General features: G+C 69.5%; 10 protein-coding genes and 2 pseudogenes. 7 read left to right on the top strand and 5 right to left on the bottom strand.

From position 1 onward, the window contains the following. The first annotated feature begins 44 nt into the window (after positions 1-44). From ACTWQA_RS46820 to ACTWQA_RS46830, 3 genes are all read left to right on the top strand, one after another. Positions 45-1760, top strand: coding sequence for an enoyl-CoA hydratase-related protein (locus tag ACTWQA_RS46820; protein WP_443165317.1), 1716 nt, complete (start codon positions 45-47; stop codon positions 1758-1760). A 16-nt stretch (positions 1761-1776) separates the two neighbouring features. Further along, entirely contained in the window at positions 1777-3306 is a 1530-nt protein-coding gene (locus tag ACTWQA_RS46825; protein WP_443165318.1) for a helix-turn-helix domain-containing protein, read from the top strand. Between the two features lie 168 nt (positions 3307-3474). Then, the gene (locus ACTWQA_RS46830) at positions 3475-4617 is read left to right on the top strand and encodes a tyrosine-type recombinase/integrase (RefSeq protein WP_443165319.1); all 1143 of its coding nucleotides are present in this window, start codon (positions 3475-3477) and stop codon (positions 4615-4617) included. A 631-nt stretch (positions 4618-5248) separates the two neighbouring features. On the opposite strand, the pseudogene ACTWQA_RS46835 reads toward ACTWQA_RS46830, so the two are convergent. From ACTWQA_RS46835 to ACTWQA_RS46845, 3 genes and pseudogenes are all read right to left on the bottom strand, one after another. Next, a pseudogene (locus ACTWQA_RS46835) lies at positions 5249-5557 on the bottom strand (group II intron maturase-specific domain-containing protein); the annotation flags it as partial. Between the two features lie 30 nt (positions 5558-5587). Next, the gene (locus ACTWQA_RS46840) at positions 5588-5779 is read right to left on the bottom strand and encodes a hypothetical protein (RefSeq protein ID WP_443165320.1); all 192 of its coding nucleotides are present in this window, start codon (positions 5777-5779) and stop codon (positions 5588-5590) included. A gap of 429 nt (positions 5780-6208) precedes the next feature. Continuing rightward, complete coding sequence (locus ACTWQA_RS46845) at positions 6209-8644, bottom strand: hypothetical protein (RefSeq protein ID WP_443165321.1); 2436 nt, start codon at positions 8642-8644, stop codon at positions 6209-6211. Here ACTWQA_RS46845 and ACTWQA_RS46850 point away from each other — a divergent pair. The 4 genes and pseudogenes from ACTWQA_RS46850 to ACTWQA_RS46865 all read left to right on the top strand — a co-directional run. Then, positions 8640-8840, top strand: a pseudogene (locus ACTWQA_RS46850) (transposase); the annotation flags it as partial. The gene ACTWQA_RS46845 and the pseudogene ACTWQA_RS46850 sit on opposite strands and share 5 nt — an antisense overlap. 123 nt (positions 8841-8963) lie before the next feature. Then, complete coding sequence (locus tag ACTWQA_RS46855; protein WP_443165322.1) at positions 8964-10958, top strand: hypothetical protein; 1995 nt, start codon at positions 8964-8966, stop codon at positions 10956-10958. A gap of 99 nt (positions 10959-11057) precedes the next feature. After that, entirely contained in the window at positions 11058-11336 is a 279-nt protein-coding gene (locus ACTWQA_RS46860) for an isochorismatase family cysteine hydrolase (protein WP_443165323.1), read from the top strand. Between the two features lie 189 nt (positions 11337-11525). Next, positions 11526-12878, top strand: coding sequence for an MFS transporter (locus tag ACTWQA_RS46865; RefSeq protein WP_443165324.1), 1353 nt, complete (start codon positions 11526-11528; stop codon positions 12876-12878). Positions 12879-13247: 369 nt separating this feature from the next. Here the strand turns inward: ACTWQA_RS46865 and ACTWQA_RS46870 are convergent, their stop codons facing one another. After that, positions 13248-13529, bottom strand: a complete 282-nt coding sequence (locus ACTWQA_RS46870; protein WP_443165325.1) for a DUF4158 domain-containing protein — start codon at positions 13527-13529, stop codon at positions 13248-13250. Positions 13530-13869: 340 nt separating this feature from the next. Next, the gene (locus tag ACTWQA_RS46875; protein ID WP_443165326.1) at positions 13870-14367 is read right to left on the bottom strand and encodes a GNAT family N-acetyltransferase; all 498 of its coding nucleotides are present in this window, start codon (positions 14365-14367) and stop codon (positions 13870-13872) included. Positions 14368-14400 lie beyond the last annotated feature (33 nt).

Raw genomic sequence — 14400 nt, forward strand, 5'->3', positions numbered from 1 at the left:
GATCATTGCCCCTCTCCCCCGCTCTCCTGGAAAGAAGTCTGGCGTTGCGTATCTTGCTGCTGTGCTCCTCCTTCAACGGCCTGACTCAGCGCGCGTGGCTGGAGCTGCGCCGGGCCGGTCATGACGTGAGCGTCGAACTGGCCCTCTCGCAGGAGGTGATGGCCGAGGCGGTGGAGCTGGCCAAGCCGGATCTGGTGATCTGCCCGTTCTTGAAGGAGCGGGTGCCGTCGCGGGTGTGGCGGAACGTCCGCACGGTGATCATTCATCCGGGGCCGCCCGGGGATCGGGGTCCGTCGTCGCTGGATTGGGCGATCGCCGAGGCCGAGCCGGAGTGGGGGGTGACGGCGTTGCAGGCGGTGGAGGAGATGGACGCGGGCCCGCTGTGGGGGTATCGGATGTTCGCGATGCCGGCCGGCGACTCCTCGGGGGCGCCGCGCAAGTCGGCGTTGTACAACGGGCCGGTGGCGGATGCGGCGGTGGAGCTGGTCGCGGAGGTGGCGATCAAGGCGGCTGATCCGTCGTTTCGGCCGGCGCCGCTGGATTACCGCTCCCCCGAGGTCCGGGGGCGGTTGCGGCGGGCGATGCGGCATGGCGACCGGGAGTTCGCGTGGGAGGAGCCGGGTGAGGACATCGTGCGGCGGGTGCGGGCGGCCGATGGGTCTCCGGGCGGCCGGGCGGTGTTGTGTGATCTGCCGGTGCGGGTGTTCGACGTGTATCGGGGTCCGGAGCTGGCCGGGGAGCCGGGGCGGGTGGCGGCGCGGCGTGAGGGCGCGGTGCTCGTGCACACCGGGGATGGGACGGTGTGGGTGGGGCATGTGCGGCTGGAGCGGGAGGGCGCGGTGAAGTTGCCGGCCGCGATGGCGCTGGGCGAGCTGGTGGCGGGGGTGCCGGAGCGGCCGGGGTACAGCGAGATCACCTATGACCGCAGTGACGGTGTGGGGGTGGTGAGTTTCGACTTCTACAACGGGGCGATGTCGACGGAGCAGTGCCGGCGGCTGGCGGCGGCGCTGCGGTATGCGGCGGCACAGGATACGCGGGTGCTGGTGGTGCGGGGTGGGGAGGTGTTCTCCAACGGCGTTCATCTGAACGTGATCGAGGCGGCGCGGCATCCGGAGCTGGAGGCGTGGATGAACATCAACGCGATCAACGCGGTGTGCCGGGAGATCGTGGGGTGTACGCGGCAGCTGGTGGTGACGTCGATCGGCGGTAACGCGGGTGCCGGCGGGGTGATGATGGGGCTGGGCGCCGATCGGGTGGTGGTACGGGATGCGGTGGTGCTGAATCCGCATTACCGGACGATGGGGTTGTTCGGCAGTGAGTTGTGGACGTATGTGCTGCCGCGGCGGGTGGGGGCGGAGCAGGCGCTGCGGTTGACACAGGAGGCGTTGCCGATCGGGGCGGCGGAGGCGGTGGAGCTGGGGCTGGCCGATCGCATGCTGGGCGGGTCGCGGCTGGAGTTCGAGCGGCGGGTGCTGGAGTATGCCGAGCGGCTGGCGGTGGATCCGTCGTATGATCGGCTGCTGGCGGGGCGGCGGCAGGCGCGGGAGGCTGAGGAGCGGCGTAAGCCGCTGGATGCCTACCGGGCTGAGGAGCTGGCGGAGATGAGCCGGGACATGTTCGACGACCGCAGCGGGTTCCGGGCGGCGCGGCGGGCGTTCGTGCACAAGGAGCGGCCGGTGGCGACTCCGGCGTATCTGGCGCGTCATCGGGAGTTGTCCGGCGCGTCGGCCCCCGCGGTCGCGGGTGAATCTCATATGTGAGATATGGTCTGCTGTTGTGGCAGATGATTATCTTGTGCGGATCGGCCGGCTGATTCGGGATGCGCGGCAGCATCGGGGTTGGACACAGCTGCAGCTGGCGGATGCGCTGGCGACGTCGCAGAGTGCGGTGAACCGGATCGAGCGCGGTAACCAGAACATCAGTCTTGAGATGATCGCCCGGATCGGTGAGGCGCTCGACAGTGAGATCGTGTCGCTGGGTTATGCCGGTCCGATGCATCTGCGGGTGGTGGGCGGGCGCCGGCTGTCGGGCAGCATCGATGTGAAGACGTCGAAGAACGCGTGCGTGGCGTTGCTGTGCGCGTCGCTGCTGAACTCCGGGCGGACGATCTTGCGGAAGGTGGCGCGGATCGAGGAGGTGTACCGGATCCTGGAGGTGCTCGCGTCGATCGGGGTGCGGGCGCGGTGGATCAACGAGGGCAGCGATCTGGAGATCGTGCCTCCGGCGAGGCTGGAGCTGGAGGCGATGGACACCGAGGCGGCGCGCCGTACCCGGAGCGTGATCATGTTTCTGGGTCCGTTGATGCACCGCACGGAGCGGTTCCAGATCCCGTACGCGGGCGGGTGTGATCTGGGGACGCGGACGGTGCAGCCGCACATGTCGGCGCTGAAGCATTTCGGGCTGGACATCACGGCGACCGGGGGGTTCTACCACGCGCGGGTGGATCGGGAGGTGTCGCCGTCGCGGCCGATCGTGTTGACCGAGCGGGGTGACACGGTGACGGAGAACGCGTTGCTGGCGGCGGCGCGGCATGACGGGGTGACCGTGATCCGCAACGCCTCGTCCAATTACATGGTGCAGGATCTGTGTTTCTTCCTGGAGCAGCTCGGGGTGCGGGTGGAAGGGATCGGCACGACGACGCTGACGGTGTACGGGCAGCCGGTGATCGAGCGGGATGTGGACTACTCCCCCTCTGAAGATCCGGTGGAGGCGATGAGTCTGCTGGCGGCGGCGGTGGTGACGTCGTCGGAGCTGACGATCTGCCGGGTGCCGGTGGAGTTCCTGGAGATCGAGCTGGCGGTTTTGGAGGAGATGGGGCTCGATCACGACCGGGGGCGGGAGTACGCGGCGGCGAACGGGCGTACCCGGCTGGTGGATTTGACGGTGCGGCCATCGAAGCTGGTCTCCCCCATCGACAAGATTCATCCGATGCCGTTCCCGGGGCTGAACATCGACAATGTGCCGTTCTTCGCGGCGATCGCGGCGGCGGCACAGGGGTCGACGTTGATCCACGACTGGGTGTATGACAACCGGGCGATCTATCTGACGGAGCTGACGCGGCTGGGGGCGTCGGTGAAGTTGCTGGATCCGCATCGGGTGCTGGTGGAGGGGCCGACGCGGTGGCGCAGTGCGGAGATGATGTGCCCGCCGGCGCTGCGGCCGGCGGTGGTGGTGCTGCTGGCGATGATGGCGGGCGAGGGCACGTCGGTGCTGCGGAACGTGTACGTGATCAACCGGGGGTATGAGGATCTGGCGGAGCGGCTGAACGCGTTGGGGGCGCGGATCGAGACGTTCCGCGACATCTGACCCTGCTCCTCCGAGGACGCCGCCTACCCAAGGACGCCCGAGGACGCCGGCTACCCGAGGACGCCGGCTACCGGATGAGGTTGCTTGATTGCCGGGGTGGCTTTTTTGTCGGTGCAGGCCGCTACCGTCGTGGCCGGGTTGGTGGCGAGGCGGAGGGGGTGGCCGGGGGTGCGGCCTGCGGAGCTCGAGCGGTTGACGGTGGCCGAGGCGGCGGATCGTTATGTGGAGCTGGTGCGGGCCAGGACGTTGACGGGAGCGCTGTCGCCGTCGACGGCGGAGGTCTATGCGCGGGATGTGGCGACGCTGGTGGAGCTGGCCGGTGCCGGGGTCGTGCTGGACGATCTGACGGGCGAGGACGTCGACGCGGTGTTGCTGGCGTTCGCGCGCAAGCCGGACGGGCGCTCGGCGCGTGCGCGGTCGGCGGGCGGTCCGGCGGCGGGCGGGCGCGCCGGATCCCGGTCCGGGCCGGGATCCGCCGGAGACCCGCAGGCGGACGGGACCGCCAGGCAAGCGGCGGCAGGACCGCCGGCCTCGGGACAGACCACCTCGGGGCAATCGGCGTCGTCGCAGGCGCGGTTCCGGCGGTCGATCTCGGCGTTGTTCCAGCATGCGACGCTGGCCGGGTGGGTGCAGATCAACCCGATGACGGCCTCGACGGTGACGGCCAAGGAACGGGGCGGGTTGCGGCCGCATCGGCGGGCGTTGACGCGGGAGCAGGCGCAGGGGCTGATCGGGGCGGCGCGTGCGTTGCCGGCTGAGCCGCCGGCGGCGGGCAAACGGCGTGATCAGCGCACGGAGTTGCGTGACGGGCTGATCGTGTTGTTGTTGTCGACGGTGGGGCCGCGGGTGTCGGAGCTGGTGCGGGCCAACGTGGAGGACTTCTTCACCAACGACGGGGTGCGCTATTGGCGGATCTTCGGCAAGGGCGGGCGTACGCGGGATGTGCCGTTGCCGGATGACGTGGCGCGGGTCCTGCAGGTGTATCTGGAGCGGGGGCGGCCGCCGGTGCCGGACAAGGCGTTGCTGTTGTCGTGGCGGGGGCGGCGGCTGGCGCGGGGCGACGTGCAGGCGGTGATCGATCGGGTGCAGGCGCGGGTGGATGCGGATCGGCGGCGGTCGGTGACGCCGCATGGGTTGCGGCATACGACGGCGACGCATTTGCTGGCCGATGCGGTGGACATGGACGCGGTGCGGCGGGTGCTGGGGCACAGCGATCTGTCGACGCTGGGGCGTTACCGTGACGAGCTGCCAGGCGAGCTGGAGGTGGCGATGCGGTCGCATCCGCTGCTGCGCGGTAAGCCGCCGCGCTGACGGCTTCGGCCACGGCGATCATCGCTCTTTACCCGGAGCGAGGCCCTGGCCGGTCTGGACGCTGCCGGGACTGGATCACTCCCCCGCCCTGTCCGGTCCGGCGGTCTTCGCCGTGCCGGGATCCGGGGTGCCGGCTCAGCCCCTGCCGGCCGGCCCGGTCACGGCCAGGCCGGCGACATGGACCGGGTTCCTGTAGTCCTGGGAAATTTTGGTCGGATTTCGCTGACCTGCATTGATGCCGGTCCCCGCGACGCGAAGCCGCGGTTCGCTCACGGTGTGGACAATGAGCGATGAGAGGCCGGAGTTCGGGTACGGCCAGGGTCGGCGGCCGCTGTGGAGCGAGCGGGATCGCGATGCCGAGCGGGGTCCGTGACATCCAGAGCACGCAGCGCGCGTCTTGCCGGTCGAACACCCTGATGGTGTAGGCGTCGAGCGGGGGTTTCACCCGTCGGCGCCGCGCAGTCCAGTAGTCGTCCAGAGTGGGGTCGTCTGGGGACGCCCGCCCTCTGACCATGGTGTGTCGTTCGATCTTTGTCCAAGAGAATTTCAGCAGGTAGGCACCCGTTTCGGGGTTGCCGAAAACCCAGCGGTCGTTGCGGAACTTGGTGAATCTTCCGTAGTGCCGATCAACGATCCAGCGGGGTGGCCTGTTGCGGTGGGTTCGAAGCGCCCACCGGTAGGTGAGCATCCACAGGTAGTGGTCCAAGGATTTGAACACCTTGGCCGAGACCACCGTCCGGTAGTAGGCGGCCCAGCCCCTGATGATGGGGTTGAGCCGAGCGATCACCCTCGTCGAGTTGGCCCCGCGCAGAGAGCGCAGTTCCTTGGCGAGCCGTTCCCGGATCCTCTTGATGGCTGCCTTGCTCGGTTTGATCAGTAGCTTGCCGACCGCGTAGCGGCGGACGTTCATCCCCAGAAAATCGAACACCTTCCGAGGCATGGACGATGCGCGTCTTGTCCTTGTTGAAGGTCAGTCCCGGGGTTTCAGCCATGCGGCGAGCCGTGCCTTGACCTGTTCGGCCTGCTGCTTCGAGAAGCAGCAGGCGACCAGGTCGTCGGCATATCTGATCACTGCCGGGCTGGCCTGTCCGAGTCGCGTCGTCTCTTTCGAGTAGCGGACTCCTGCGGCTTCCTCTAGCCCGTGAAGTGCGACGTTCAGCAAGAGCGGCGAGATTACGCCGCCCTATGCGCAGTGCTGGATTATGCGCAGTGCTGGATTATGCGCAGTGCTGGATTATGCGCAGTGCTGGATTATGCGCAGTGCTGGATTATGCGCAGTGCTGGATTATGCGCAGTGCTGGATTATGCGCAGTGCCGGCTTGCCCGGCCTGGTAGGGGCCGGACAGGCTAGCGAACGCTAACCATAACGCCGAAGATCCGTTCATGAGGCCTGGCAGGGGCCGGGCCGTGCGTGATCGGAGGTCGGCCGATGGTCGCCTTGCCTGCTAAGGCCCGGGCCCGGCGGGGTGGCCAGCTGTCGGGTGACCGCCACCCGATGACGACCAACCGCCGGTGACCGCCACCCGATGACGGCCAGCGGGGCGGCGGCCAGCGGGTGACGGTCAGCGGGTGGCTGGTGTCGAGGTGGCGGCTAGCGGACTGCTGCGATGATCCGCCCCGCCTCCCGAGCCGTGATCAGCCCAGAAGCCGCCAGCTCCGCACTCTTCCTGGCCACATGGGTAACCAGCTGCCCACCGGAATACTTCTCGTCCTCGATGAGATCCTCGACCGTGCACCCATCGGCCCGGTACCGGTTGGCGACCCCGCTGTCCCGATCCTTGATCGTGACCGTCGGCGACAAGTCCGAACGCGGACAGGCATCGACAGGCGGCGTGTAACGCAGCAGCCGAGCACCACCCTGGATGGCACCGTCGGCGTCCTTCGTGCCACTGCGGAACCAGACGTTACCGGCCCCGTCCTGCGCACTCCGGTGAACGCCCGACTCCATCGCCACCGTGACCTCCTTCGACAGCGGGTCGATCCGCAGCAGCTTCCCGTCCAGCGCGGCGTAGACGTGCTCGTCCGCGTTGAGGTGCAGTTCGTCGGGCACGCTGCCCGAGCCGGTGCTCAGCTTCACCCGTCGTACCACCTCACCGGTGGCCGGGTCGGCGAGGAAGAGCGTGCCGTCGGCCAGGCCCCACAGCAGGCCGTCCGGCCCCTCGATCAGCGAGGTGATCGTCCGCGCGCCCGGGACGGGGGTGTACTCAGAGCGCTTGGCGCCGGTGGCCAGGTCGTAGGTGAACAGCTTTGCCTCGGTCGCCCTCGGTGTGGTGCCGCCGCCGCCGTTGATCGACGTGCCGCCCCACAGCGTGCCGCCCAGGACGACCAGGGACGTGACGCCCTGGTCGGTGACGGGCGCGCGCAGGACGGTGTGGGTGCGGGTGGTCTCGTCGTAGACGGTGAGCGCGCCGCCCCACAGGCCGTAGTCGGGGGTGCTGCCGATGTAGACCTTGCTGCCGGAGGAGGCGAACGCCACGGGGCGGTTCTGGCCGTCGCCGATCAGGCGGAACAGCTCGCGCGGGTTCGTGCCCGACACGAAGGGCTGCGCCGGGTCGTAGTGCATGATCGAGCCGTTGGGGTAGACGCCGAGGTAGAGCTTGCCGTCCTTCCAGAACCACCCGTCGGTCTGCCCGGTCCGGCCGAGCTGGGTGACCGTGCCGGTGGCCGGGTCCAGGACGGCGAGGTTGCCGTTGATGAACAGGTTGGTGTAGATCCTGCCGTCCGGCCCCGCCGTGATGTTGGCGATGTCGATGGGCTGGTGCGGGAAGGGCAGCTTGAAGCGCTCGGCGGCGCCGGTGGCCGGGTCGTAGGAGAAGGCGTCGCCGCCATAGTTGCCGATCGCGGCGTAGAGCTTGCCGTCGACGAAGCCCCAGCCGACCGCGGGGCCGCCCGCGTTCACCGGGCCGGGCACCGGCTCGGGCCGGTCGGCGGCCAGGTCGTAACGCCACAGCGCGCCGCTGGAGGTGAAGTAGACGTAGCCGCCGGCGGCGGTCTTGGTGGTGCCGCGCGAGTTCATGGTGAACCCGTCGGCCAGCACGGCCCCGGTGTCCGGGTCGAGCACGAGCGCCTGGTTCTTGCTGCGTTTGACGAAGAGCTTGCCGGCCACGAGGTTGATGTCGTAGGGGTAGCTGGCGTCGCCGCGCAGGGCCTCGGGCCAGATGTCGCGCTTCTCGCCGGTGGCCAGGTCCAGCCTGATCAGGTGGCCAGCCGAGCCGATGGCCGCCCACAGCAGCTGCCGGTCGGTGTCGACGGCGACGTCCACGGTGTACTGCTGGCCGGGGAACATCGCGCCCAGGTCGCGGAAGCCGGCCGACGGCGCGTAGGAGAAGGCGTGCGCCCCGGGGTAGGTGCCGCCGTAGACGGTGCCGTCCGCCCCGGCCTGCAGGCCGTAGGCGTACGTCTCGCCGGGCACCACCTGGCCGAGGTCGGTCGCGACGTCGGCGCCGGGCTTGAAAGAGTAGAGGTGGCCGTTGGGATAGGTGCCAGCGTAGACGGTGCCGTCGGCGGTCTGGGTGATGCCCCAGCCGCCCGACGAGCCGGGCAGGGGCACGGTGTCACGCAGCTCGCGGGTCACCGGGTCCACCTCGGCCACGACGCCGGGGGTGCCCATCTGGATGGCGAAGACCGCGGGCCGGCCGTCCTGGCCGGTGCCGAAGTGGCCCTCGTGGACGGTGAGCGCGGCGGACTGGACGCCGAAGTCGGTGACGGTCCCCTGGACCGGCGAGGCGGCTAAGAAGGTGGACAGCACGACGGAGAGGATGCGCATAGCAAGGGCATAACGGGCCGGACCGTAATTGTCAACGGCCCGGCCCGCCGTTCTACGAAATGCTCCTCCCCTCCACCGCGTCCAGCAGCAGCGGCGCGGGCCCGGCGTCGCCGCGTACGCCGAAGCCGTACCGGTAACCGGCGCGCACGTCTGGGTCGGTGAGGTCGGGCAGGTGCTGCCGCCCGGCACCTGCGGCCCGCGCACCTCGAACCCGGCGAACTTCTGGGCGTTGACGTAGAAGGCCACGACGTCGGTCGGCATCAAGCCCATCATCGCCCGGCGTGGCACCCCACACGGCTCCGGCCTGGGCGTTCATCGGTGGGTGGTCGAGAGGACGATCGCGCTCCTGCACTGGTTCCGCCGCCTGCGCATCCGCTGGGAGATCCGCGACGACATCCACGAAGCCTTCATGACTCTCACCGCAGCGATCATCTGCTGGCGACGCCTCGTCCACTGATCTTTCTGTTAGGACCTCTGAGAGGCATTGACGTACTTTCGGTCCATACCGATATTCTCATGGGTGCCACAGATCTCCTGCCAACGGGCCTTTCGGTCCCGGCCGAAGATGGAGGACCCCGCTATGCTCACCCGCCGCAGCCTGTTAGCCGCCGCGATCCTGGCGCCGGGCGCCGCCCTCATCCCGACCCCGGCACGCGCCGTGTCCGTCACGCCGCTCGGCTCCCCGCTCCGGGACGTCACGCTGGTCGGCGGCGCCATGGCGCCCGGCCCGCACGGCAAAAAGGTCCTGTGGTCGGTCGCCACCGGCGAACCGGCCAAGCTCAACGCCGTGGACCCCGCCACCGCCAAGACGGTGCTCACCCAGCCGCTGACCGGGTCGCCGGGCGCGTACGCGGTCGTCGCCACCCGCGACGGCACCCTCTACGTCGGCACCTACGACACCGGCTCCCTCTACCGCCGCAAGCCGGGCCCGGACAGCACGCCGGAGAACCTCGGCCGCCCGCTCCCCTCCGAGCACTACATCTGGCGCCTGGCCATCGACGATGAGGACCGCCTCTACGGCGGCACCTATCCCGGCGGCCGCGTCTTCCGCTACGACCACCGCACCGGCCGGGTCCGTGACTACGGCCAGCTCCTGCCCGGCCTCCAGTACGTCCGCAGCATCGCCGTCTGGGGGTCCTACATCTACGCCGGGACCCTGCCGGACGCCCACGTCATCGCCATCCACAAGGACACCGGCGCCAAGCGCGAGCTCCCCCTCCCCGAGGGGCTCGGCGACGGGACCGGGCAACTCGTCAACGACCTCAACGCCTACGCCGGAAAGCTCTACGCCCGCTTCGGCACCGCGATCAACGGCAAGCTCGGCGTCTACGACATCTCGGCCGGCAAGTGGATCGACCTCATCGACGGCGTCGCCGGCCTCGACGTCTCCTCGCCCGGCCGGCGCGGCGAGGTCTACTTCACCCGGAACAACCGCCTCACCCGCTACCAGCCGCGTACCGGGAAACTCACCGCGGTCGGCCCCGACATCATGGGCCGGGTCGCCAACAACCGCGGCATCGGATGGGCCGACCTCGGCACGCGCGACTGGCCCGGCGAGACGGTCACCGGGCTCCTGTGGCGCGGCGCGCTCTTCCGGCACAACCCGATCACCGGCCGCGGCGAGCTCGTCCAGACCGACGTGCCCGGCGACCCGGTCCTCATCCTCACGCTGCACGCCGGTCAGAGCGGGACCGTGTACGCCGGCGGGTTCCTCAGCGGCTTCGCCGAGATCGATCCCGGCACCGGACAGGCGGACTATCACAGCTTCGGGCAGATCGAGAGCATCCGCGAGATCGGCGGCGCCGTCTGGATCGGCGGGTACCCGGACTCCCGGCTGTACCGCTACGACCCGTCCCTGCCCTGGTCGAGCCCCGAGTACGCGCCCGGCCCGCCGGGGACGGCCGACAACCCGGTGAAGATCACCGATCTGAAGGCGCAGCACCAGGTACGCATCCGCGCGATGACCGACGCGGGCACCGACCTGGCCTACGGCACCATGCCGGACGGGACCACGCTGAACGGCGCCCTCGTCATCGTCGACAAGACCACCCTGGCGGCAGCCGTCCACCTGCCGGTAGTCACCGACCAGTCCATCGTCAGCCTGGCCTACCAGGACGGCACGATCGTCGGCGGGACGTCGATTCACGGCGGCTACTCGACGCCCACGCCGACCCAGCCCGAGGCCCGCCTGTTCGGCTGGACCGTCTCGGCCGGCAAGACCTTCGAGATGACGCCGGTCCCCGGAGCCCCGGCCATCCCGGCGCTCCTCCCGGACTCCACCGGCCTGTTGTGGGGACTCGCCGACGGGCAGCTCTTCGCCTTCGACGTGGCCTCCCGGCAGGTGGTGCACCGCCTGCGGCTGGCCCCGGACACGGGTTCGACCGCGGGCGAGCTCGCCCGTCCGGCCGCGGACGGCCGGATCTACGCCCTGGTCCAGCGGCACCTGCTGTTCGAGATCGACCTGGCCGGCCGTACCGGCAAGCTGCTGCTCGACCGGCCGGCGCAGAACCTGGCGGTCCACCCCGACGGGCGGATCTTCTTGGCCGAGGACACCGTCCTGACGCGTGTCGAGTGACCACCACGATGTCGATCATGGACAAGCTGGACCCCCGGCGTACCGCGCTCATCCTCATCGACCTGATGACGCGCATCGTCGAGCAGCCCACGGCGCCGCATGCCGGTCCCGCCGTGGTGGCCCGCTCCCTCGACCTGGCCGAGGCGGTGCGCCTTCCACGACACCGGGCTGGAGGAGGCGTTTCGCTCGCGCGGCATCGACACTCTGATCATCACCGGGATCGCCACGAACTTCGGCGTCGAGCAGACGGCGCGGTTCGCCGACGAGTTCGGCTTCCAGGTCATCGTCCCTGAAGACGCGGTGACCGCGCTGGACGCGCGGGCCTGTCATAGCTGCTCATCGAGTGCGGCCTCATGTCGCACCACGTCAGGCAAGTAGACGCCCGCATGCCGAGCATGGCCGGGACAGGCGCGACGGTCTTCTGGCGCGCTGACCAGCGCACGGCGTATCCGTCCCCCAGCTCAGCGTCGTTGGAATTACCCACTTTCGCGGGTAGTGCGCCCCGTCTCCCATCCTGGAGCCTTGCCTTGCCGAGTCGGCACCCCCCATAGCACCAGGGAGTCACCCATGGCTGTCGAGGAACAGCGGGCGCGCGAAATATCGTTGCGCCGAGTCGCGATCGCGAGCTGTGCAGGAACGACGATCGAATTCTACGATTTCTTCATCTACGGAACCGCAGCCGCGCTCGTCTTCCCGAAGGTGTTCTTCCCCGCACTCGGACCGGCCGCCGGCACCGTCGCATCGTTCGCCACGTTCGCCGTCGCCTTCTTCGCCCGCCCGGTCGGGGCCATACTGTTCGGCCACTACGGCGACCGGCTCGGGCGCAAGCGCACCCTGATCTCCACCCTGCTACTCATGGGCATCGCCACCGTACTCATCGGGCTGCTACCCAGCGCCGAGACCATCGGCGTCGCCGCCCCAATCATCCTGGTGCTGCTCCGCATCGCCCAGGGTTTCGCCGTCGGCGGCGAGTGGGCCGGCGCCACCCTCCTGGCCGCCGAGTACGCCCCCAAGGACAAGCGCGGTCTCTACGGCGTGTTCCCCCAGCTCGGCCCTGCCTTCGCCTTCGCCCTGTCCAGCGCCACCTTCCTGACCACCAGCCTCGTCATGGGTGACTCCGACGAGGCCTTCCTCGCCTACGGCTGGCGCATTCCGTTCCTGCTGTCGATTCTGCTCGTCGGCGTCGGCCTCTACGTCCGGCTCAGCATCGAGGAGACCCCCGCGTTCAAGGCCGCCCAAGCCGCCGTTCCGGCGCAGCAGCCGAGACGCCTGCCCTTCCTCGAGGCGCTGAGAAGCCAGCCACGCGAGGTGTTGCTGTCCGCCGGCTCACTCACCATGCTTTTCACGTTCTTCTACATGGGCACCGCCTACCTCACCAGCTACGGCACCAACCCCCAGGGCGCCGGGCTGTCCCGGCCGGTCGTGCTCAGTATCGGCATCGCCGCCGCGGTCGCGTTCGGCATCGCCACCGTGCTGGCCGGCGTGCTCTCCGACCGGTACGGGCGCCGCAAGGTGATCATGGCTGCGTGCGCTGTCGGGATCGTGTGGGGACTGGCCCTTTTCCCGCTGGTCGACACCGGTGCCTCGGTCGCCTTCGCCGCCGGCCTCGCGGTCACGCTGTTGATCGTCGGGATCGCGTACGGCCCGGCCGGTTCTTTCCTGCCCGAGCTGTTCGCGCCCCGGCACCGCTACACCGGTGCGGGGCTCGGATACAACATCGCCGGGGTCCTCGGAGGCGCCGTCCCACCGTTGCTCGCCCCCGGCCTGAGCGCATCGTTCGGCGGCATCGGCATCGGCGTGATGCTGTCCGCGCTCGCCGTGCTCTCCCTCGTCTGCACCTTCGCACTCACCGAGACCCGCGGCGTGGCCATGGCCCACGAGCAGGCCGGACAGCCGCCGCTGGCGGGCGCGCTCGACTGACCCCCATGACGCGCAAGTGATCCATGGTCTCGGCCTGCGAAACTCTGCCAAGACACGGCAGCGGCAGGCAGCCCCCAGTCCCGGGCGGCGATCGAGCTGCTGGGGAACAGCCCGCGGGCAAGGCCCTCGCGCCCCGCGCGGTGCGACGGAACGGGATCCGGTGTTGACCGCCTTCGGAAGAGGCGAGCGAGAGAACTCACTGACCAGCGGGAACCGCGTTGACGCCGGATTTCGTTCCGGTACCCCGGAACCGGCGAGGGCCACCAACCTCGCCTGATTACACAAAGGTCGGAAAACCGCAGGTCAGCGAGATCTACTACGACGCCGCACGCGACGACGTCGAGTACATCTTCGGCGACTCGATCACCGCTATCTCGCCCGACGGTGAGGTGCGGTTCGACAACGCCGCGCCGCTTCGACCTCGTCGTCGGCGCGGACGGGCTGCACTCCAACGTGCGCCGCCTTGCCGGCCGGAGCGCTCTTCCACCCCAGATGTTCTGCTGCCAGCCGCAGGTGATCCGAGCGGGTGTGCGCCCGCTCGCCGTACCCCTCCAGCGCCGCTGGATCCACCCTCAGCCGCTCGGCCAGCCGCGCCACCGCCACGGGCGGCGCCGAGGTCACCTCGTCCGACACGAACCCCAGCCAGGGCAAGGTCGCCAGTTGAACGGCAAGCCCTAATCGATCGGTCCGCGCCACGGCCCCGCCCCGGGTCGATGAAAGCCACGTCGGCAGGTGTCAGGGTGAAGTACCGGATCAAATCGTCGCGGCCGATATCGGGGTACGACTGTAACCGCTCCAGCTGGTCCTCGGAGAACATCCGGGTCGACATCGACCACCTCCACACCGCAACCACCGGTCAGGACCGTACGAACGGTAGCGGAAGTGATCAACGTACGGGACCTTTTACATCAGCGCAGGTCAGCGAAATCCGACCAAATTTCTCCGGGACTACAGCAACCCCTGGACCGGCGTTGTGGACCGGCGGCGGTGGTCATGGACGGCGGTGCAGGAGCATGCCGGGCCACTCCCCCACGGTGAAGGGTTCGGCGCGGGTGAAGCCGCAGCTTTCGTAGTAGGCGACGAGACGGCCGTCATCGCCGGCGTAGCAGTCGACGCGCAGCAGGCCGACGCCGAGGCCGCGGGCGTGCTGCGCGGCCCAGTCCAGCAGGGTGCGCCCGACCTCGCGGCCGGCGTGGCGGCGGTCGATGACCAGAGCCTGGACGTAGAGCTCGGGTTCGGCGGCAGGGGTGACGTAGTCGTGGGCGGAGCCGACGACGAGGCAGCCGGCGGGAGTGGCGCCGATGTCGGCGATGCGCATGCCGCCGCTTTCGGCCCAGGTGGTGACCTGCTGGGTGCGGCGCGGGTCGCCGGTGAAGGGCCGGCTGCCCCACTGACCGGTGCGTCCCCGGGCGGTCAGCCAGGCGACGGCGCTGTCGAACATGGCCAGGACGGCGGGGATGTCGTCGGGTGTGCCTTGACGGATCTTCACGCTGCCACCGTAGGGGGTGGTGCCCGGGGCGGG

Origin of the sequence: Nonomuraea sp. 10N515B (assembly GCF_052245915.1) — a bacterium.
Lineage (GTDB): Bacteria > Actinomycetota > Actinomycetes > Streptosporangiales > Streptosporangiaceae > Nonomuraea.

What these genes read in the sequence shown, in the direction of transcription:
- ACTWQA_RS46860 (WP_443165323.1), top strand. Translation starts at nt 11,058, where the DNA reads ATGCCGGTCCCGCCGTGGTGGCCCGCTCCCTCGACCTGGCCGAGGCGG.
- ACTWQA_RS46845 (WP_443165321.1), bottom strand. Translation starts at nt 8,644, where the DNA reads ATGCCGACCGACGTCGTGGCCTTCTACGTCAACGCCCAGAAGTTCGCC.
- ACTWQA_RS46865 (WP_443165324.1), top strand. Translation starts at nt 11,526, where the DNA reads ATGGCTGTCGAGGAACAGCGGGCGCGCGAAATATCGTTGCGCCGAGTC.
- ACTWQA_RS46855 (WP_443165322.1), top strand. Translation starts at nt 8,964, where the DNA reads ATGCTCACCCGCCGCAGCCTGTTAGCCGCCGCGATCCTGGCGCCGGGC.